Source organism: Fredinandcohnia onubensis (assembly GCF_002734215.1).
GTDB classification, from domain to species: Bacteria; Bacillota; Bacilli; order Bacillales; family Bacillaceae_L; genus Ferdinandcohnia; species Ferdinandcohnia onubensis.
Window position 1 is genome coordinate 347,105 of the sequence record NZ_NSEB01000004.1, and the last position, 18,111, is coordinate 365,215.

The following is an 18,111-nucleotide window of genomic DNA, read 5'->3' on the forward strand; positions in this document are numbered from 1 at the left end:
TATTGAAAAACGATAAATAATAATCTATAATCATTTTTAAGATAATTGAATTTTCGGTGGGACACAGGGACAGGTCCCTTGTCCCAAAATGGAGGTTAGGAACATGAGAGCGTTGAAACAGCTTTTTCGTTTTGGTTGGGAGCAGGCCCTTTCTTGTTTGTTTCCTGTGGTTATTTTTGCCTCTTTGGCTCTTACGAAAATCATACCTCTTCCTTTTCTGCCTCGGTATGATTGGCTGTTAATCATCTGTCTTGTGATGCAGTGGTGGATGGTACGGTCGGGCCTTGAAACACGGGATGAACTAAAGGTGATCACATTGTTTCACTTAATCGGGCTTGCGCTTGAACTTTTCAAGACACATATGGGCTCATGGTCCTATCCGGAGGAAGGGTATTTCAAAATTTTCGGCGTGCCATTATATAGTGGGTTCATGTATGCGAGTGTGGCGAGTTATCTTTGCCAGGCATGGCGAAGGCTTAATGTGGACCTCGTAAAGTGGCCACCATTTTGGCTAGTTGTCGCCCTTGCAGCTGCGATTTATTTGAACTTTTTCACTCATCATTTTTGGATTGATGTTCGTTGGTATCTAGCGGGACTTGTCATAATTGTGTTTTGGAAGTCATGGGTCACATACGAGATTAATGGAACTCATTACCGGATGCCGATCGCCCTTTCTTTTATGTTAATCGGATTTTTTATTTGGATAGCAGAAAATATCGCAACCTTCTTTGGAGCTTGGGAATATCCTAACCAAACCAAAGCCTGGAGTCTTGTTCATTTAGGTAAGGTGAGTTCATGGGTTCTACTAGTGATTGTGAGCTTTCTTATCGTGGCGACATTGAAGCAGGTTAAAGGGAAAAACTCCAATAGGGTAACTACTGGACATACTTTATAAAAAGGAGATGGTAACATGAAAAAACTAGTACCCATAATGCTTTTTCTTCTTCTATTTTTATCAGCGTGTACAGAAAATTATGGAACGCCGATTGTGCCAAATGAAAAGAATATGATCATTAAAGTAAAAAACAATGCAGATTTTGAAGTTTATGGTCTGGAATTAGACATACGTAATCATACACAAGGTACGATAAATGCGGACGGATCTAAATTAGAAAAAGGAGATGAACTTTTGTTTGAATTCCTTGAGGATGACTTTCATTTAGAAGGTGAAGGTGTAATGACGGTTTTTATGTTAACGGACAACCACATAGAAGATAATGGTGATCGAATTCCACTAAATCAAAAAGTAACCTTTGATTTACGCAGCAATAAGGAAATAGTATTTGAACTTACTGGAGAAACAATAAGCAAAGCTGAATTTAAAAGGTTAAAATAAGTGTAAGGTTAATTATGAGGGTGAGAATATGGCAATCATCATTGCAAGAATCAATAAAGAACAAGCTTGGGAAGTAAGGCATGAAGTTATGTGGCCTGATAAAGAATTTGATTTTATAAAATTAGAAGATGATGATGTAGGGATTCATTTTGGACTTTTTAAAGATAACACGCTGACATCAGTTGTCTCTCTTTTTATAAAGAACGAAGAAGCCCAATTTCGAAAGTTTGCGACACTCCAAGAAGAGCAAGGCAATGGATATGGAAGCTCATTGTTGGATTATGTATTAAAGGAAGCAAAGAATCGTGAATTGAAAAGAATATGGTGTAATGCCAGAAAGAATAAAGTGGATTTTTATAAAAAATTTGGTTTGCAAGAAACTAATTTTAACTTTGTAAAAGGTGGCAAAGCCTATGTGATTATGGAGAAGCATTGTTAGTTAACATATTGCATTTTGTAAAGAGTGTAAATTTATGATTAACAAATAATTAACATCCAATAAGATATTATTCGTATATACTAAATATATGGGTTTTAACGTAATTCTCTATATCTAGATTTCATTTTCTTCTCATGCCACTCTTTAAAATAGAGTGGTTTTTTTATATGTAAGTGAACCGAATAGTGGAGCATACACACAGTAAATGTGGTAAATTCAAAATAGAAACTTTGTAGTTTAGGGGAGGGAAGTAGATTGCTAGTTAGAGAAATCACACTTTCAGATGCGGAGAATTTTGGGTATCTTACACAACAAATTGAAATGACTTCTGAATTCATGCTTTGGGAAGCGGGGGAAAGGGAGGTAAATTCAGTCCAGCAACGAAAAATGATAGAAAGAATTGGTTCGGATGATAACTCTACGATTTTCGTTGCCGAAGAAAAAAGCCAATTAATCGGTTTCTTAATGGCAATCGGTGGCAATGCCAAGAGAAACAAGCATTCAGTGTATCTTGTTGTAGGAATCTTGAAGGATTCTAGAGGCAAAGGTGTAGGCACAAAACTGTTTGAAGAACTGGAGAAGTGGGCGTTAATACAAAAAATCCATCGTCTGGAATTAACCGTTGTGACTCGAAACGTGGCGGGGGTAGCTTTGTATCAAAAAATGGGTTTTGAAATTGAAGGAACGAAGAGAGATTCCCTCTTAATTGATGGTGAGTTTGTGGATGAGTATTATATGTCAAAGCTTTTATAAATGGAAGATAAGGTGTGATATTCCAAGCAGGATTCACACCTTTTTTGTGGAATTTAACATAAAAAGGAAAATTCCTAAAAAGAGGAGTGAGTGAGTTGACAATAGAAAATGGATTAGCCGAATTTACCATGATGCATGATGATTTTATCATAGATTGGAACAAAGCGATGAAAACGGGGGATACTTCTGCACTTGAACGAATGCATGAAGACTATTACGTTACGTTTTTTAATGGTTCTCATGAGAAACCGATGCTATTTAGCAGGGAAGAAGCAACAGAGGGGATGCGGGAATCGGTTAATCAACTGCTTGGTGCTCAAAAGAAATTCAATAATCGTGTCATTCGGTTGAAGAATTCTGAGAATGCAGCCGTTTTTTATGAACTGTTAATTGAAAAAGATGAAAAAGTATTGGCCAGATTGTTCACAATCGAAACTTGGCAACTTATAAAAGGAAAGTGGATGCTCGTTAGAGAAGTAGAAGAGCCAATTTCTTAATAGGGAGGATCTTATGAAAAACATATATTTGATCAGGCATTGTGAGGCAGGGGGCCAGGAACCTGAAGCGCCTCTAACCGATAAAGGCATACGACAGGCCATTGATTTAGCAGCCTTTTTTGAAAAGCGAAAAGTAGATCGAATCATTTCGAGTCCGTTCAAACGTGCCATCCAAACAATCCAACCATTAGCAAATGAACGTGATATTGATATCGAAATGAATCATCAACTATCAGAACGTGTTTTAAGTACAAGGAATATGCCAGATTGGTATGAAAAATTAAGAGAAACATATGAGAACTTGGATCTGATATATGAAGGTGGAGAATCCAGTCGAGAAGCTACAAACCGAATCATTGAGGTTGTCGACGAAGTTCTGAAAAGTGATGCTGAGAATACAATCATAGTGACACATGGTGACCTATTGTCATTGCTTTTGAATCATTTCGATAAGAATTTCGGATTCGAACAATGGGCAACACTTAGCAATCCGGATGTATATCTCTTAACTTCAAAAAATAAAATCATTTTTGAGCGACTTTGGAATTATTGATTAAGTTCGAATTTCATATATATATTAACCTACTTTGAGGTGAAAGGAGAATTTCCATGAAAACACTTGGAGTTTCACTTTTTGCAACGATTGCCCTGTTTTTTCTTAGTGTATTCATTGTAGCTCCAATCATCTCCAATATTGGCTATTCATCTGTTGAATCGTCCTATCATTTACAAACTCACGCACTACTAGTAACTCTGATTTTTACCGTTATTCTTTGTACGATTCTTGGATCAAGATATGTCGTAGAAGAAATTAAAAAAGAGAAAGAGTAGGTAATTAAAAGTGGGACAAGGGACCTGTCCCTGTGTCCCAAAATGAGAGGTGCGATTATTCTTTTCTGTTATACAAAGAAACGCTTATAGAGGGTAATGCAAAATTTGCCCTCTTCGCCTGGATCAAGTGTAACAATAAAATTAGTAGGATTATTTACTGACACTGAGACAGTATTCCCAGGTGGCACTGTGAAGACAGTGCCGTTTACAGAAAAAATGAATGGTGTGTTTCCAGTGTTTGTTACTGTAAAAGTACCTTGAAAATAATCGCTTGGAGAAGGTGCAGTCCATATGACTTGATCAATTGGACCTTGCAGTACACCACATATTTCTTCTGTTAAAACCTTAGTTTCAGGGCAGCAAAATGATTTGTTGTCTTTACACATATCTTTATCAACTCCTTCTTGAAAATAACTACGTTACTATAGAATGCGAACTTTCCATAACCCGAACCATGCTTTTGCGGATTTTACTAGAGAATGGACAATCGTACAACACCCCTCATGAGGGAGTTCCAAAGGTTGGTGATAGCTGGAAAAAGGCATAACTACTATATGAATCTCTCAATTTGGTCTATTTCCTCAAGTTATTCGTCCAAGCCATTAGACTTTTATACTCATATGATAAAGAAAATGTGCTTGGAAGAGGTGTTAAGAAAGTGTCAAAGAAGAAGAAATGTAAAAAAAATAAAAACGATGAATGTAAAAAGAAAAAGGTAGCACAAGAAAGTGGAAATATCTGTGGCAACATACAGTTAAACAACCAGGTGACTGATTTGGATATCTGGGAAGCATACAATGAAAAAGATGTAACAGTATTCCTATCTGTATACAATAGCCCAGCGAGTACAGACTCTATTCGAGTTCGTGCATTTAGAACAGATGGTTCTTTTCTCTTTTTCAATGTTCCTCCTGGAAATACAAGTTCCGGTACCGTTGACCATGCGGATCTAATAAATGTATCGCGAGTGAACAACGGCTCAATCGAAGGAAGGTTCAGTTTAGACATTAACCTGCATTCCTCTCAGGATTCATAAACTGGGTAGAATTTTTTTTTGCGTTGACCCTTGCTAAGGGTCAGCGTTTATTTACGTCCAAAAATAAACTGAAACATCTGTAAACAATTTACGTACATATATAAAGAAGGGAGTGAGTTCCTTGAAAAGATATATGATTTTTGTGTTAGTAGTGGTAGTTCTAGAATTAGGCTTGCTTTTCGGTATATCGCTGTTTTTTGATACAAACCTCGTGAACACGATGTTTATTGGTTCATGCATCTTCATGATTTTTGCATTTTTAATGAGTTCGACTGGTGATGTGTTCTCGAAAAATAGTCAAAAAGCCATTTTTGATATGTTCTTGGGAAGCTACAAACCACACCACGAGAAAATGACATTAAAAATTAGTCCATTTCTAGTCGGCTCAATCTTTTGTTTTGGAATGTATTTTGTTTTGTATTATTTAGGGATTTTTACTTGAAGGAGAAAATAGATGAAAAAAACTCTTTGTATAACAATCTTTCTTTTATTCTTTCATTCAATCTCTGCTAACGCTCTTAGTTGGGCGTATTTCTTTGTCGTTAATGATGGAAAAGTATACGAGGTAAAGGAAGAAGTGCTACTCAATCAAACCGAGTTAGGAAAACCGATAGGTAAGGTGGAAACCAAAGCGGATGAGTATAATGGGGACTATTATGGAAATGCATCAAACTATTATGAGATCGGTACACGATATTATAAGATACAAGGTGTCCCTATCACCGAGGCAATTGCTGTAGAAACAGAAGAAGCACTGTACGTGAAAGCGGTCTACGTCCACGATGCTCCATCTCATATCAAGAATGTCCTTACAAGCTCCTATTTTTGGGGCATCTTTGGAATAGGTATTGTTCTATTAGTGGGGATTACTGTGTTAAAATCAAAACAAAGCTGATTTTACGAGGGGTGTAATAATTTTGACACTTATCAAACATGTATTACCTAGAAAGCTACTAACCGCATCCATCTCCGGCTCTCTTTTTGCAATCTTGCTGAGCTTACTTTTTCCAGGTTCATTTGGGAGTGAAATCAACTCTATAAAAGAATATATTTGGGGTTTTACAAAAACCGTGCCATTCTACCTCATGTACAGCTTTCCAGTCATCTTCGTATACGGAACGGTAACATCCATCATTAGCGACTTCCTCTCAGGACTCATTACGAAAAAAAGGATACGAATGGAACCATATCTGTCAGCCGTCTTTCATATTTTATTTGGTTTCGTGCTCCAATGGATAAGTCTTGGTGCAGCCATCCTATTTTTTGTAACAGACCGTATCTTAGGAAAAAAGAAAAGTAGATACAAATGGAGCCATGCTTTTAAAAGCCTAATCATCCCATTTCTAATCTGGATCCTATTCATGGGAATCATCTGGATTGTGGATTTCTTTAGCGATGGCGCAGATTACATAGTTTATTAGAGTTACTCATTAAAAAGGGAGTGGAATCAAATGGTGAAAGTATATGATCGGGAAAATGTTACTTGTGTTGAATTAGAGGTTCCGAATATGCCCAACCTCTTTTTATTTGTAACTGATGGAATGCTTGTTGATACCGGAGCTAAAAGCTACGAGACTGAAATTATTCCTTTTTTAAAAGAGGCTTCATTTGATGTTGTTGCATTAACGCATAGTCATGAAGACCATACTGGTACAGCACCGTGGATCCAAGAAAACATAAATGTTCCGATTTATATTTCGCCTCTCGGTATCGACATATGTTCACAATTCGCACCTTACCCGAAATATCGCCACGAAATTTGGGGCAAACGAGAGCCATTCAAACCACTACCAATTTCAGACACAATACACTCTAGGGAAAAAGAGTGGAAAGTGTTACAGACACCAGGCCATGCAGAGGACCATATTGCTTTATTGAATAAAGAAACAGGAACCCTGTTCACAGGTGATTTGTTTGTAGCTCCAAAAACAAAAGTAATAATGAGGTCTGAATCAGTTCCTCAAATCATGGCTTCAATTAGGAAGGTTCTTACCCATGACTTCGGTCCCATGTTTTGCTGTCATGCTGGCTACATACAGGATGGAAAACGAAAGATGCAACAAAAGGTAGATTACCTTGAAAATCTTTGTGGCGAAGTGACAAATCTATATGAAAATGGCCTATCCGAAGAAGAAATTGACCAAAAGATTTTCCAAAGAAAATACCCAATCACATTTGTATCAGAGGGTGAGTGGGACTCTTTGCATATTATTACTTCGATTGTCAGTGCTTATAAAAATTATTAAATAAAAAAGCTAGGTAGACCTATTCGGGTCTTACCTAGCTTCACAGAAATCCTTTAAACTATTAAGAACAAATTCACCAGTTTGTTTGGTGGAACTCTTAAATAGCTTATCGATTACATTCATAACAGGTCGGTAATACTTTGTTTCAAACTCTTGCTCGATCACGGTATGATTGGCATGCTGCTGCAAACGATACGTAAAAGTCATCCTAAAGGTTTGAGATTCAAGTTCAAAAGCGAAGAACGATGGGGAGCTAATATCCTTATTTCTACCCTGTAATGTAACCTGTTCTTTTTCTTCCACGGCTGTAAGCTGAAAGCTCGCACCAGGATGAGATTCATGCTCGAGGTTAGAATAATGGATAGAAGTCACATTCGGAAACCATTTTTCCCGCAATTTGGCCTTCATAATACAGTCAAATACTTCTGTAATTGGTGCTTCGATAACAATCGATTGTTTCATATCAATACCTCGTCATTTTTATTAGATTAAACATAGCAGAAAAGGTGATGTTTGTGGAGAGAATTTTTGGCCTAAATCCTGTAGTTGGAGAGAATCCGAAAGTATTAATTCTTGGTTCGATGCCAAGTGTGGAGTCACTACGGAAACAGGAATACTACGGCAACAAACGAAATCATTTTTGGAAAATCATGTTTCAGCTTTTTGATAGTCACGAGCTAACAGAGTACGAGGATAGGATTGCATTTATAAAAGAAAAAAACATTGCTCTTTGGGATGTGCTGTATAGCTGTCATCGTGAGGGAAGTTTGGATTCGAATATCAAAAGTGAAGAACCGAACGAGATTGAGTCTTTTGTAAAAAGACACCCAAACCTTCGCTTAATCGTATGTAATGGCACAAAAGCCTATAAAAGCTATCACAAATACATTGGGCTTAATCGCTTTCCAGGACTTGAGGTTATTAAACTTCCGTCTACAAGCCCCGTTCCCGGCAAATATAACAAAACTCTTGAAGGCAAGCTCCAAGAGTGGAGAAAGATCAAAGAGTATTTATAGTATTTTTTTAAGGTCTTCCTCAATTTTCTCAGGCTCAGTTTGTGGAGCATAGCGGCCCACAACTTGGCCATCACGGTCTACTAAAAACTTGGTGAAATTCCATTTGATAGCTTTCGATAAAACACCTTTTTGTTGTTCTTTTAAATATTCAAACAATGGATCGGCGTTCTCACCATTGACATCAATCTTTGCAAACATAGGAAATTTCACACCATAGTTTATTTCACAAAATGAAGTTGTTTCATCCACATTTTCAAACTCTTGATTTCCAAACTGTGCAGATGGAAACCCAAGAACAACTAAACCGTTATCTTGATATTTATCATAAAGCTCCTGCAACCCCTTGAACTGAGGTGTAAATCCACATTTACTTGCTGTATTGACGATAATTAGTGGTTTTCCTTCATATTCCTTCAACGCTTTTCTTTCACCATTCGGCATGGTTACTTCAAAATCATATACACTTGCCATTTTACTCACTCCCTATGGACGATTATCTTAATCGTAATTTATCTGGACGTAGGATTCAAGTTTGGACTTCTTTTCATACTGGTTTTCATGTAAGATTCAGGAGAGAAAGAATTTTTTGAAAACGAGGGTGCCGAATGAAACAGCTAATGAAAAAGTGGAAGTTCCCTGCATTGCTATTAACAGGGTTGGGACTATCCTCTTTGGGTGATTTTATTTATCTTATTGCTATTAATCTACTTGTTTTAAAAATGACGGGCTCGGCCGCGGCAGTTGCTGCATTATGGGTTGTTGGTCCCATTACGTCAATCCTTGTAAATGGCTGGTCTGGGAGCATCATTGACCGCTCAAATAAAAAGAAAATCATGATCATCACGGATATTGTTCGGGCCATTGCGGTCGCCATCATCCCACTTCTTCCAAGTGTTTGGATGATTTATGCTTTGTTATTTGTAATCAGTGTTGCTAAATCCTTTTTTAATCCGACATCAACTACCTATATAACTGCCCTCATTCCAAAGGAACAGCGGAAGACCTTTAATTCGATTAGAAGTCTGGTTTCCTCAGGGGCGTTTATAACAGGACCAGCGATTGCGGGTGTGCTTCTGATAATTGGTAGTCTTGAAATTGCCATCTATAGTAATGCCATTTCCTTTGTTATTTCTGCCATTCTTATCGCATTTTTGCCGAATATTGATAGTAGCCAAAATGACACAACGGAAAAGCTTCAATTAAAGAATTTACTAGAAGATTGGCGCGTGGTCATTCGCTTTGGAAAAGAGGCAGTATTTGTGATGACCATCTATTCCAGCTTTATCATATTTGATATTTTTACCATGGCTATGGATTCACAGGAGGTTGTGTTTACACAAAGGGTGATTGGACTCACTGAAGTGGAGTATAGCTTACTAATGAGTGTGACTGGGATTGGCTATGCCGCTGGAGGGTTATTGGTCATTTTTATTTCAAGATTTTTATCGATTCGAGCTCTTATCGGAACGGGACTCTTCATGCTTGCAGCCGGCTATTTCATCTACTCCCTGTCCACATCCTTTGCGATGGCAGCAACTGGTTTTATTATACTAGGCTTTTTCTTTGCCTTTTCAAATACAGGTTTTACCACCTTTTATCAAAACAATGTACCTGTGGAAATCATGGGTCGTGTCACAAGTATCGTAAGTGTCCTACAAAGTGCAGTGTCTGTTGTGTTCCTATTATTTATTGGGATCATGGGCGACCTTCTGCCATTAAGATACACAATTATCACATTATCCGTCATTAGCGTGGTGCTTGCTGTGTTTGTGATTATCCTTGTATCTCAACCGACGAAAAAAATGTACTTTACAGAGGAAAAGGCAGTATAGCTTGTTAGATTTATGACTTATACATAAGCACAAATCATTAAAAATGCTGCGACCCAAAAAGTCGCAGCACTCACTCCTCAATAATTGCAACTTTACTAGCCTTCGCCTGAGCTGGTGCAGACTCTGCAATCTCGCCATCAACTACAATTTTTACTTTTTGCCCAACCTCGAGCTTAGAAATAACGGACTTGTCGATAGAACTGATGCTGAAAAAAATACTTGAATAATAGTACTCGTCATAGATCTTTTGACCCGTTTTTGTATCAAATTCATCTCCCGTAATCAGTTCATTGACCAGGATTCGATCTCCGATTTCAAGAATGTAGCCAGTAATAGTTGTTTCGGCACGATTACCAATTTGCTCACCTGTTCCACAACTTGTAAGCAACAAAGTGAAAAAGCTAAAAAGTAAAACAATCCATCTCATATTCTCACCTCATCTTAATTGGCGAAAATTCATGTGTAAAGGTTACAAACTAGAAAAATAGTAAGTGAAATTTTGTAAAATTATGTTAAAATATTTGAAAAGATAAGGGGAAACGCTATGAAATTTATTCATCTTTTTGGACCTCAAGCGGTTGGCAAAATGACGGTAGGACAGGAACTAGCGAAAATAACGGACTTAAAGCTGTTTCACAATCATATGACGATTGATTTAGTCAGTCATTTTTTCGATTATAGTACAAAAGAAGGGAAACGATTAGTAAAATTGTTTCGTCAGGAGATTTTTGAAGAAGCATCAAAGAGTGATTTAGATGGTATGATTTTTACGTATGTCTGGATGTTCGATATGGAATCAGATTGGGAGTATGTAAAAGATTTATCTGAGCTTTTTGAATCAAGAGGGGCAACTGTTTATTATGTCGAACTCGAAGCCGACTTGGAAGAGAGATTCAAACGGAATAAAACACCGAATCGCCTCGAACATAAACCTAAAAAACGCGATATCAAATGGTCAGAAAATGACATGAAAAAGACAATGGAAAAACATCGCTTGAATTCATTTGATGGTGAAATCACATTCGATAACTACATCAAAATTGACAATACACATTTAAGCGCTACAGAAGTAGCCAAAATGATCAAAGAAAGATTTCAATTATAAAAAAATGCTTGGCATCTGTGTGAACTGCACCCCATTGGAGGAGGTGCAGTTCACATTTGTCTAAACGTTTTCCAAATCACTTTTTCTTGTTTAAATCTTCTCGGAGCAATCCCAATCTTCTCTCCAATTCATGGGTGAAATGCTCACGTGCCTGCTTTGCATCCATATCTGGAGAGGCGATATACATGGGTTCACCGAAAATAAGCTTCGCCTTTTTAAACTTAATCAACTCACCAATCTTATTTGGCCCAATATACACAGCGGGAACGACAGGTACCTTGCTGCGCTGTGCAATTGTAATCGCTCCTTGTTTAAGCGCAGATTGCTCGTTCGTACGTGTTCCACTTGGAAAGATTCCTACGATTTCCCCTTTTGAAAACAATCTAGATGGGATTTTTAACACACTCGGACCAGGGTTATCACGATCCACTGGGAAGGCGTTTAACTTTGTTAAAAAGCCACCGATAAATTTGTTTGTGAACAATTCCTTTTTTGCCATATAATGTATTTGTCGAGGGAGTAGTGAAACACCAAGCCACAAAATATCGATATAACCTGTATGCGTACAAGCGACAACATAAGCGCCGTCCTTTGGCAACTGTTCCTTGTTAAAAACCTTAATTCCACCTGTAATTGTAAGGCTGGCTTTTACTAAATTTGCAATGAAATGATACACCTTGACTTACCCCTTCATAAGAAACTTCTAAACTAGTAAAATTATAGCATGAAAGAATGGGTCGAAAATACTAAAAAAGCGAGGGTCTGCATGAAAAAAATCATGGTCATCGGAATATCGGCTGGCGTTGGAAAATCGACATTTGCTCAAAAATTAGGTGATAAAACTGGAATTGACGTGTTCCATTTAGACAGCTACTTTTGGAAACCAGGATGGGTGGAGGCTCCACTTGCAGAATTTACACAAGCCCAAGAGGAGATTCTCAAGAATGACAGTTGGATTATCGATGGCAATTATAGCAAAACCTTCGACCTTCGTGCGGAGCAAGCCGATACCATTATCTATTTGGAACTACCAAGATATAGGTGCCTCTACCAGGTACTCAAACGCTATCTAACACACATTGGAAAAAAGCGTCCAGACCTTGGCTGCACTGAAAAATTAGATTGGGAGTTTATCAAATTCATCTGGACGACCTATAAACCAAGAATACAAAAAATGCAGGAACGGCTTAACCGATTAGCAAAGCATAAAACTGTGGTCATTTTACGAGGGAAAAAAGAGATTCATGATTTTATGAGTAAATTGTAGAGGGTAATAAAAAACACCCTAAAAAGTAGTAAATGTGGAATGTATAGGCTTTCTCCGAAGTATATGTACATATGGTGGTGATAAAAATAAAAACGCTCTTCTTATATATTTTTGGGTTTGTTCGATTTGTTATTTTAGTTATATCCATATTATTAAGTATATGGTTCTTCGTCGTAACTGTATTTTCAGGGATTGCTGCAATAGGAGGAACTCAAGAAGATTGGATTTATGTGTTAACACAATATCTATATTTTCTTGTTTGTGCTTTATTAATAGGTTTGATGAATGAATTCGAAAAGAAAATAAATAAAGAGGATTATGATATAAGCTCAAATATTTGGTTATTCGATATATATTTACTTATATTAATAGCTCATTATGAACTCCCTAAAAAACTAGTAATGAAAATACTGGGGAGATCAAAATAAAAAGCCAGGTCAAGTTACCTGGCTTTAATGTGTGTTAAAAGTATTATTAATTCCCTTGCTATTAAGTTGTGAAAACGTATGTTATTTGAACTGAGCTTTTAAATTTTTTATCGGAACTACTTACTCAAATAATCTTCGTTTCATCCTTTGGGGCTTCAAGTTTCATTTTTTCGAGCTCGACACGCATTTTCTCAGTTTCGAGCAAGTAATTATCATGCTTCAATTTTTCTAACTCTAATTCATCTTGGATCATTTTATGTTTATATTTAGATTGTGTCTGAAAGTGACTCGTAATAATCGCAACAAGTGGAATTGAAAAAACCATTACAACCGCAACAATACCCGTCATTATAAGACCTCCTTACAAAAATCCGTTTCTTCATATATATTCCATTATACCAAATATACGGAAGAATAAGCCGTTTGGTTTCAAAATGTGTAACCTTTTTTAGAATCTTTCGTCAGTTTAGTTAAAGCGCACAATGGGAGGTCAGATGATGAAAAAATGGATGCTAGTACTTTTAATAGGGATTTCAATTGCTCTTGCAGGTTGCGGAGATAGTGATGCAGGTAAACTAACAGGAGGCAAGCCTCCAGAGACGATGATTAAAATTGGAAATGAGACATATCCAACGAAACTAGGTACGTATTGCTGGAGCACTTCAAATACAAGTGAATGTGTTGACACAGCAGGGCCAGAAGTACTTTTGGAAGGAAAAGATCCGGTCGTCGTGCAGCCTGGTGAAGAAATTACATTCGTGATGGATTATCAACCAATGCCAAATGAGGTGCACGTAGCCTATTATAATGGTGACAAGGAAACAGAAGTAAAAGTAGAAAATCATCGTTTTACAGCTCCCGAGGAAAAAGGGATATATTACTATTCCTATGGCGTTTGGTGGATGGATGAAAACGAAGAGAATGTATCAAACGGAGATGCATTTTACGCCTTTGCACTGGAAGTAAGATAGGAGGACATTATGAAAATAAGAAAAGCGGTTATAACTGATGCATCAGGCATCGCCAAGGTGCATGTCGACAGTTGGAGATCGACCTACTCAGGAATTGTACCTGATGATTTTCTTCAGAAATTATCTTATGAATCTAGGGAAATGATGTGGAAAAAGGGAATTCCTAACGGACATATATTTATAGCAGAAAATGAGCAAGGTGAAGTCGTAGGATTTGCCTGTGGTGGGAAAGAACGGAGTGGGGAATACGAAAACTTTCATGGCGAGCTATACGCCATTTATATTTTACAAGAATATCAAGGGCGAGGCTTGGGTAAAAAGTTAGTAGCCCCTGTTGTAAGACAACTTTTAGGTAAAAATATAACCACCATGCTAGTATTAGTATTGGAAGATAACAACTCCTGTCTATTTTACGAAGCGCTTGGAGCCATCAAACTAGATTCAGTCGAAGTTGAGATCGGCGGGAAGAAACTGAAAGAAGCGGTTTACGGATGGGATAATCTAAAAACAAGCTTTGCAACGATAATAAAATAGGAGGCACAGCATGCTAGCAACTCTTGAAAAAAATGAACCCAATTACATAGCTACATTTGAACGTCATTATCCACATTCCGTTGATGAGGTGTGGGCGATGCTAACAGAAAATGATAAACTACAATCATGGTTTTCAGAATTAAAGGTTGATGGTCTTTATAAGGGAGGCCGAATCCTGTTTGATATGGGGGATGGAACCTTCGAAGAAATGGACATCACTGATTTTAGTGACCACGCTGTTTTGGAATATACGTGGGGAGACGATAAGGTCCGCTTTGAGTTAACCTCTGAGCCGAGTGGTTGTAAACTTCTATTAGTTGAAACGATCACAAAGTTGACTGACCATACCCCAAGAGACTTAGCTGGTTGGCATGTTTGTTTAGATGTCATAGGTGTTTTACTTGATGGAAAACAAGTGGATGACCGTAAAAAACTCTGGGAACCCTTGTATGAACAATACGTCCAAACTATCGCTAACGTAACCAAATAAAAATTCCAGAAGAAGCCAGCCACTAAAGGTATGGCTTCTTTTTTATGCCAATCATGTTCTCGACTGGAAAATATTCATAAAATTAAAAGGGAAATCAAGATAAAACTCGAATAAAGTACATTACAAATCCTGTTGAAAAAGGAGGCCAAGAAACATGTCACAAAAACTCATACGGGTTGGAACCACTTACCTTCCTGTTTCAAACGTGGAGCATTCAGCTAACTGGTATACTGAAAAACTTGGAGCTACGCTAAACTATATGGCTGAGGACAAAGCCATCATCGATTTGGCGAATCAAAGTTTTTTCCTTGTTGCAGCACAGGAAGGGCAATCCGCAAACTTCATTGATTCAAAGGGTCATGAACGCTTTTCACTAACTTTTGAGGTTGATGGTTTACAAGCATTAGAGAACTTACATAATGAATTCAAAGAACTTCATATCACAGTCGGAGAAATCGAGGACCGTGGCCATGCAGGTAAGAACTTTATATTTAGTGATCCAGACGGTAACCAATTCGACGTTTGGAGCGTACTCAGTCCAACTTTTAAAAAGTGAGGGAAATAAATGCAAGCATTACTAGTGATTGATGTCCAAAATGGAATAGTGAAGTTTAAAGATTTTAGCGAGGAACTTCACAAAATTCAACAAATCATTCAAGATTTTAAAAAGAAAAAACTACCAGTAATCATGGTACGTCATTTTGATGAGGTTGAGGAAAGTCCGTTATATCGGGAATCTGAGGGCTCTGAACTACATGAATCTGTCAGAGATTATGCGGATTATATCGTTGAAAAAGAGACACCGAGTGCCTTTTTTAAAACAAAGCTAGCAAGTATTTTAGAGGAACTCGGAGTAGAGCACATATTTATTACTGGCTTTGAAACAGAGTTCTGTTGCATGTTTACTGCCATTTCCGGATATGATCGTGGCTATAAAGTAACCTTTATTGAGGATGCAACCGGAACCACAAACACTGAAGATACTTATGAGATGAAAGGACTCGATATTAAGGACTTTGTAGGAACAGTCCTTAATTGGTCAAATGCTGTTGAGGTTCTATATTATGATGAGTATAAGGAGACCTATCAAAAATGAAGCAAGCACTTCAACTTAGAGAAGCGGGCCATTTTAAGGAATCAAATGCACGGCTATTGAGTTTGGTAAAAGAGTCACCAAATGATCCTCAGCTAAACTATCAGGTTGCCTGGAGTTTTGATGTGCTAGGTTTGGAATCGGAAGCTGTCCCTTTTTATGAAAAATCAATCGCACTAGGTCTAGAAGGTGAAGACTTGGAAGGGGCACTTTTAGGTTTGGGTAGCACTTATCGGACCCTCGGAAAATATGAAAAATCAGCAGAGACTTTAGTAAAAGGTCTCGAGCTATTCCCTGAAAATCATGCGATAAAGTCTTTTTACGCGATGACACTCTATAATCTTAATCGGCATCAGGAGGCTATGGAACTTCTTTTAAAAGGTTTGGCCATGACCTCGAACGACAAGAATATTCAACAATACAGACGTGCAATTGAATTTTACGCAGATAAACTTGATGAAGTTTGGAAATAAAACAACCCTCCACAATTGGAGGGTTAGACTTCTATTATAAACGGAACAATCATCGGCTTTCGTTTCGTTTGTGCAAATAAATATTGCCCCACTGCCTTTTTAATTTCTCTTTTCATAGCATTCCACTGGTACTTGTTTTCACTTTGAAGGTCAAGAATCGCCTTTTTCACAAGACGGTTTGTCTCTCGTAGAAGCTCTTCAGAGTCTCGATTGAACACAAAACCGCGCGTAATTGTATCCGGCCCTGATATGATTTTTTGGTCTCGTTTACTGAGTGTAACCACAATGACGACCATGCCATCCTCAGACAGCTGCTTGCGGTCGCGTAAAATAATATCGCCCACGTCACCCACACCAATTCCATCCACATACGTGTCTCCAGAAGGGATTTTTCGAGTTTGACGGGCCTCCGAATTTGTAACATCAACCACATCACCATTTTGAATGATAAAGGTATTCTCTGGATCCACTCCAACGGATGCTGCAAGCAATTTGTGCTGATGAAGCATTCGATATTCGCCGTGAATCGGGATAAAATATCTCGGCTTCATTAAGGTCAGCATGAGCTTCAATTCCTCCTGATACCCATGACCAGAAACATGCATTCCAGTTGCGCTGCCACCGTATAAAACGACCGCCCCAAGCTGGAACAAATTATCAATAATACGAGATACATTTTTTTCATTACCAGGAATCGGCCCCGCCGCTAAGATTACTGTGTCTTCAGGAAGGATTTGCACATCTCGGTAACTTGCATTCGAAAGACGGGCGAGCGCAGCCAGTGGTTCCCCCTGACTTCCAGTACATAAAATACAAACCTTCTCTGGCGCAAGATTGTTCACCTCTTTGGCATCAATCAGCATCCCATCTGGAAGATTGAGGTACCCACGCTCGACTGCAACGTCTACCACATTCACCATACTTCGCCCTAGTAGAGCAAGTTTTCGGTTTGTTTTCATCGCCGCATCAACAACTTGTTGCACCCGACTAATATTGGAAGCAAACGTTGACACAAATACCTTACGCTTTGCTTTGAAAAAAGCTTCCTCAATACTGTTTCCAACTTTTAGCTCAGTCGGTGTTGAACCAGGGCGCTCCGCATTCGTACTTTCTGATAATAGTACAAGCACACCTTCTCTCCCGATTTCAGCCATCCGATGAATGTCAGAATGTTGATCATTTACAGGTGTCAAATCAAATTTAAAGTCACCAGTATGTACAACCCTACCCTCGGGAGTGTCAAACACAATTCCGAGGCAATCCGGAATACTATGATTTACTTTGAAAAAGGAAACTGAAATTTCTCCAAACGTAAGCTTTGAATCTGCATCAATTGTTATTAGCTCCGAATCGGCAATAAGTCGATGCTCTGTTAGCTTTAACTCAATTAACCCAAGTGTAAAACGAGTCGCATAAATCGGTACATTGAGTTTCTTTAGAAAGTATGGAATCCCGCCAATGTGATCCTCATGCCCATGAGTTACGAGTAAGCCGCGAATTTTTTCCCGATTTTCTTCTAAGTAAGTAAGGTCCGGAATGATTAAGTCGATGCCAAGAAGGCTCTCATCCGGAAACTTCCCCCCACAATCAATTACCAAAATATCATCATCATACTGGAGCACATACATATTTTTCCCAATCTCATTAATCCCGCCAAGTGCAAAAATCGATAATCCGTTACTCAATCCTCACGCCTCCTACATATTAAATCGTGTTCTTAGTTTGACCAGAGTCTTTTGGATTTATTTATAACGTGTTCCAAAA

General features: G+C 38.0%; 29 protein-coding genes. 22 read left to right on the top strand and 7 right to left on the bottom strand.

Annotated elements, in window-relative coordinates; translation table 11 throughout:
• The first annotated feature begins 103 nt into the window (after window positions 1-103).
• The 7 genes from CKK03_RS04660 (at window position 104) to CKK03_RS04690 (ending at window position 3,856) form a co-directional block, all read left to right on the top strand.
• Window positions 104-895 (top strand): DUF817 domain-containing protein, encoded by a 792-nt coding sequence (locus CKK03_RS04660; protein ID WP_099361453.1) that lies wholly within the window; start codon window positions 104-106, stop codon window positions 893-895.
• Between the two features lie 15 nt (window positions 896-910).
• Complete coding sequence (locus CKK03_RS04665) at window positions 911-1,336, top strand: hypothetical protein (RefSeq protein WP_099361454.1); 426 nt, start codon at window positions 911-913, stop codon at window positions 1,334-1,336.
• A gap of 34 nt (window positions 1,337-1,370) precedes the next feature.
• On the top strand, window positions 1,371-1,775 hold the full coding sequence (locus tag CKK03_RS04670) for a GNAT family N-acetyltransferase (protein WP_099361805.1): 405 nt from the start codon (window positions 1,371-1,373) through the stop codon (window positions 1,773-1,775).
• A gap of 255 nt (window positions 1,776-2,030) precedes the next feature.
• The gene (locus CKK03_RS04675) at window positions 2,031-2,528 is read left to right on the top strand and encodes a GNAT family N-acetyltransferase (RefSeq protein WP_099361455.1); all 498 of its coding nucleotides are present in this window, start codon (window positions 2,031-2,033) and stop codon (window positions 2,526-2,528) included.
• An 86-nt stretch (window positions 2,529-2,614) separates the two neighbouring features.
• Complete coding sequence (locus CKK03_RS04680) at window positions 2,615-3,025, top strand: hypothetical protein (protein ID WP_245864003.1); 411 nt, start codon at window positions 2,615-2,617, stop codon at window positions 3,023-3,025.
• A gap of 13 nt (window positions 3,026-3,038) precedes the next feature.
• Complete coding sequence (locus tag CKK03_RS04685) at window positions 3,039-3,578, top strand: histidine phosphatase family protein (protein WP_099361456.1); 540 nt, start codon at window positions 3,039-3,041, stop codon at window positions 3,576-3,578.
• 56 nt (window positions 3,579-3,634) lie between these two features.
• Window positions 3,635-3,856, top strand: coding sequence for a hypothetical protein (locus tag CKK03_RS04690; RefSeq protein WP_099361457.1), 222 nt, complete (start codon window positions 3,635-3,637; stop codon window positions 3,854-3,856).
• A 68-nt stretch (window positions 3,857-3,924) separates the two neighbouring features.
• Here the strand turns inward: CKK03_RS04690 and CKK03_RS04695 are convergent, their stop codons facing one another.
• Window positions 3,925-4,242, bottom strand: a complete 318-nt coding sequence (locus CKK03_RS04695; RefSeq protein ID WP_099361458.1) for an S-Ena type endospore appendage — start codon at window positions 4,240-4,242, stop codon at window positions 3,925-3,927.
• Window positions 4,243-4,514: 272 nt separating this feature from the next.
• Between CKK03_RS04695 and CKK03_RS04700 the strand changes: the two genes are divergently transcribed.
• The 5 genes from CKK03_RS04700 (at window position 4,515) to CKK03_RS04720 (ending at window position 7,138) form a co-directional block, all read left to right on the top strand.
• A complete protein-coding gene (locus tag CKK03_RS04700) occupies window positions 4,515-4,892 on the top strand; it encodes an S-Ena type endospore appendage (protein ID WP_099361459.1) in 378 nt (125 codons plus the stop codon).
• A gap of 121 nt (window positions 4,893-5,013) precedes the next feature.
• A complete protein-coding gene (locus tag CKK03_RS04705) occupies window positions 5,014-5,334 on the top strand; it encodes a hypothetical protein (RefSeq protein WP_099361460.1) in 321 nt (106 codons plus the stop codon).
• Between the two features lie 12 nt (window positions 5,335-5,346).
• Window positions 5,347-5,787, top strand: a complete 441-nt coding sequence (locus tag CKK03_RS04710; RefSeq protein ID WP_099361461.1) for a hypothetical protein — start codon at window positions 5,347-5,349, stop codon at window positions 5,785-5,787.
• Window positions 5,788-5,809: 22 nt separating this feature from the next.
• Window positions 5,810-6,313 carry a hypothetical protein gene (locus CKK03_RS04715; protein WP_099361462.1) on the top strand — a complete coding sequence of 168 codons (504 nt, stop codon included), beginning with the start codon at window positions 5,810-5,812 and terminating at the stop codon, window positions 6,311-6,313.
• A gap of 30 nt (window positions 6,314-6,343) precedes the next feature.
• Window positions 6,344-7,138 carry an MBL fold metallo-hydrolase gene (locus tag CKK03_RS04720; protein WP_099361463.1) on the top strand — a complete coding sequence of 265 codons (795 nt, stop codon included), beginning with the start codon at window positions 6,344-6,346 and terminating at the stop codon, window positions 7,136-7,138.
• Between the two features lie 30 nt (window positions 7,139-7,168).
• Here the strand turns inward: CKK03_RS04720 and CKK03_RS04725 are convergent, their stop codons facing one another.
• Window positions 7,169-7,600, bottom strand: a complete 432-nt coding sequence (locus tag CKK03_RS04725) for an SRPBCC family protein (RefSeq protein WP_099361464.1) — start codon at window positions 7,598-7,600, stop codon at window positions 7,169-7,171.
• Between the two features lie 47 nt (window positions 7,601-7,647).
• On the opposite strand from CKK03_RS04725, the gene CKK03_RS04730 reads away from it, so the two are divergent.
• Entirely contained in the window at window positions 7,648-8,154 is a 507-nt protein-coding gene (locus CKK03_RS04730) for a DNA-deoxyinosine glycosylase (protein ID WP_099361465.1), read from the top strand.
• Here CKK03_RS04730 and CKK03_RS04735 read toward each other — a convergent pair.
• A complete protein-coding gene (locus CKK03_RS04735; protein ID WP_099361466.1) occupies window positions 8,149-8,625 on the bottom strand; it encodes a glutathione peroxidase in 477 nt (158 codons plus the stop codon). The two genes, CKK03_RS04730 and CKK03_RS04735, sit on opposite strands and share 6 nt — an antisense overlap.
• A 134-nt stretch (window positions 8,626-8,759) precedes the next feature.
• Here CKK03_RS04735 and CKK03_RS04740 point away from each other — a divergent pair, with 134 nt between their 5' ends.
• A complete protein-coding gene (locus tag CKK03_RS04740) occupies window positions 8,760-9,986 on the top strand; it encodes an MFS transporter (RefSeq protein WP_180271151.1) in 1,227 nt (408 codons plus the stop codon).
• A gap of 70 nt (window positions 9,987-10,056) precedes the next feature.
• On the opposite strand, the gene CKK03_RS04745 is transcribed toward CKK03_RS04740, so the two are convergent.
• Entirely contained in the window at window positions 10,057-10,413 is a 357-nt protein-coding gene (locus CKK03_RS04745) for a DUF3221 domain-containing protein (protein WP_099361467.1), read from the bottom strand.
• A gap of 117 nt (window positions 10,414-10,530) precedes the next feature.
• On the opposite strand from CKK03_RS04745, the gene CKK03_RS04750 reads away from it, so the two are divergent.
• The gene (locus CKK03_RS04750; protein WP_099361468.1) at window positions 10,531-11,091 is read left to right on the top strand and encodes an AAA family ATPase; all 561 of its coding nucleotides are present in this window, start codon (window positions 10,531-10,533) and stop codon (window positions 11,089-11,091) included.
• A 76-nt stretch (window positions 11,092-11,167) separates the two neighbouring features.
• Here the strand turns inward: CKK03_RS04750 and CKK03_RS04755 are convergent, their stop codons facing one another.
• On the bottom strand, window positions 11,168-11,767 hold the full coding sequence (locus CKK03_RS04755; RefSeq protein ID WP_099361469.1) for a lysophospholipid acyltransferase family protein: 600 nt from the start codon (window positions 11,765-11,767) through the stop codon (window positions 11,168-11,170).
• Window positions 11,768-11,857: 90 nt separating this feature from the next.
• On the opposite strand from CKK03_RS04755, the gene CKK03_RS04760 reads away from it, so the two are divergent.
• Window positions 11,858-12,358, top strand: coding sequence for a P-loop NTPase family protein (locus CKK03_RS04760; protein WP_099361470.1), 501 nt, complete (start codon window positions 11,858-11,860; stop codon window positions 12,356-12,358).
• A 552-nt stretch (window positions 12,359-12,910) separates the two neighbouring features.
• Here CKK03_RS04760 and CKK03_RS04770 read toward each other — a convergent pair.
• Window positions 12,911-13,135: a hypothetical protein gene (locus CKK03_RS04770; protein WP_099361472.1), complete on the bottom strand. Its 225-nt coding sequence runs from the start codon at window positions 13,133-13,135 to the stop codon at window positions 12,911-12,913.
• A gap of 148 nt (window positions 13,136-13,283) precedes the next feature.
• On the opposite strand from CKK03_RS04770, the gene CKK03_RS04775 reads away from it, so the two are divergent.
• The 6 genes from CKK03_RS04775 to CKK03_RS04800 all read left to right on the top strand — a co-directional run bounded on the left by CKK03_RS04775 (window position 13,284) and on the right by CKK03_RS04800 (window position 16,347).
• Window positions 13,284-13,757, top strand: coding sequence for a hypothetical protein (locus tag CKK03_RS04775; protein WP_099361473.1), 474 nt, complete (start codon window positions 13,284-13,286; stop codon window positions 13,755-13,757).
• Window positions 13,758-13,766: 9 nt separating this feature from the next.
• Window positions 13,767-14,291 (top strand): GNAT family N-acetyltransferase, encoded by a 525-nt coding sequence (locus CKK03_RS04780; protein ID WP_099361474.1) that lies wholly within the window; start codon window positions 13,767-13,769, stop codon window positions 14,289-14,291.
• Window positions 14,292-14,301: 10 nt separating this feature from the next.
• Window positions 14,302-14,781, top strand: a complete 480-nt coding sequence (locus tag CKK03_RS04785) for an SRPBCC family protein (protein WP_099361475.1) — start codon at window positions 14,302-14,304, stop codon at window positions 14,779-14,781.
• A gap of 154 nt (window positions 14,782-14,935) precedes the next feature.
• On the top strand, window positions 14,936-15,337 hold the full coding sequence (locus tag CKK03_RS04790; protein ID WP_099361476.1) for a VOC family protein: 402 nt from the start codon (window positions 14,936-14,938) through the stop codon (window positions 15,335-15,337).
• Between the two features lie 9 nt (window positions 15,338-15,346).
• Complete coding sequence (locus tag CKK03_RS04795; RefSeq protein ID WP_099361477.1) at window positions 15,347-15,877, top strand: cysteine hydrolase family protein; 531 nt, start codon at window positions 15,347-15,349, stop codon at window positions 15,875-15,877.
• Window positions 15,874-16,347, top strand: coding sequence for a tetratricopeptide repeat protein (locus tag CKK03_RS04800; protein WP_099361478.1), 474 nt, complete (start codon window positions 15,874-15,876; stop codon window positions 16,345-16,347). The genes CKK03_RS04795 and CKK03_RS04800 overlap by 4 nt, the downstream gene beginning before the upstream one ends.
• 23 nt (window positions 16,348-16,370) lie before the next feature.
• Here CKK03_RS04800 and CKK03_RS04805 read toward each other — a convergent pair whose 3' ends face one another.
• On the bottom strand, window positions 16,371-18,032 hold the full coding sequence (locus tag CKK03_RS04805) for a ribonuclease J (protein WP_099361479.1): 1,662 nt from the start codon (window positions 18,030-18,032) through the stop codon (window positions 16,371-16,373).
• Window positions 18,033-18,111 lie beyond the last annotated feature (79 nt).

Coding starts and splice junctions, on each gene's coding strand:
- CKK03_RS04730 (WP_099361465.1), top strand. CDS start 7,648: ATGTTTGTGGAGAGAATTTTTGGCCTAAATCCTGTAGTTGGAGAGAAT.
- CKK03_RS04780 (WP_099361474.1), top strand. CDS start 13,767: ATGAAAATAAGAAAAGCGGTTATAACTGATGCATCAGGCATCGCCAAG.
- CKK03_RS04760 (WP_099361470.1), top strand. CDS start 11,858: ATGAAAAAAATCATGGTCATCGGAATATCGGCTGGCGTTGGAAAATCG.
- CKK03_RS04720 (WP_099361463.1), top strand. CDS start 6,344: ATGGTGAAAGTATATGATCGGGAAAATGTTACTTGTGTTGAATTAGAG.
- CKK03_RS04695 (WP_099361458.1), bottom strand. CDS start 4,242: ATGTGTAAAGACAACAAATCATTTTGCTGCCCTGAAACTAAGGTTTTA.
- CKK03_RS04740 (WP_180271151.1), top strand. CDS start 8,760: ATGAAACAGCTAATGAAAAAGTGGAAGTTCCCTGCATTGCTATTAACA.
- CKK03_RS04800 (WP_099361478.1), top strand. CDS start 15,874: ATGAAGCAAGCACTTCAACTTAGAGAAGCGGGCCATTTTAAGGAATCA.
- CKK03_RS04690 (WP_099361457.1), top strand. CDS start 3,635: ATGAAAACACTTGGAGTTTCACTTTTTGCAACGATTGCCCTGTTTTTT.
- CKK03_RS04785 (WP_099361475.1), top strand. CDS start 14,302: ATGCTAGCAACTCTTGAAAAAAATGAACCCAATTACATAGCTACATTT.
- CKK03_RS04725 (WP_099361464.1), bottom strand. CDS start 7,600: ATGAAACAATCGATTGTTATCGAAGCACCAATTACAGAAGTATTTGAC.
- CKK03_RS04685 (WP_099361456.1), top strand. CDS start 3,039: ATGAAAAACATATATTTGATCAGGCATTGTGAGGCAGGGGGCCAGGAA.
- CKK03_RS04665 (WP_099361454.1), top strand. CDS start 911: ATGAAAAAACTAGTACCCATAATGCTTTTTCTTCTTCTATTTTTATCA.
- CKK03_RS04795 (WP_099361477.1), top strand. CDS start 15,347: ATGCAAGCATTACTAGTGATTGATGTCCAAAATGGAATAGTGAAGTTT.
- CKK03_RS04660 (WP_099361453.1), top strand. CDS start 104: ATGAGAGCGTTGAAACAGCTTTTTCGTTTTGGTTGGGAGCAGGCCCTT.
- CKK03_RS04775 (WP_099361473.1), top strand. CDS start 13,284: ATGAAAAAATGGATGCTAGTACTTTTAATAGGGATTTCAATTGCTCTT.
- CKK03_RS04770 (WP_099361472.1), bottom strand. CDS start 13,135: ATGACGGGTATTGTTGCGGTTGTAATGGTTTTTTCAATTCCACTTGTT.
- CKK03_RS04790 (WP_099361476.1), top strand. CDS start 14,936: ATGTCACAAAAACTCATACGGGTTGGAACCACTTACCTTCCTGTTTCA.
- CKK03_RS04750 (WP_099361468.1), top strand. CDS start 10,531: ATGAAATTTATTCATCTTTTTGGACCTCAAGCGGTTGGCAAAATGACG.
- CKK03_RS04745 (WP_099361467.1), bottom strand. CDS start 10,413: ATGAGATGGATTGTTTTACTTTTTAGCTTTTTCACTTTGTTGCTTACA.
- CKK03_RS04735 (WP_099361466.1), bottom strand. CDS start 8,625: ATGGCAAGTGTATATGATTTTGAAGTAACCATGCCGAATGGTGAAAGA.
- CKK03_RS04710 (WP_099361461.1), top strand. CDS start 5,347: ATGAAAAAAACTCTTTGTATAACAATCTTTCTTTTATTCTTTCATTCA.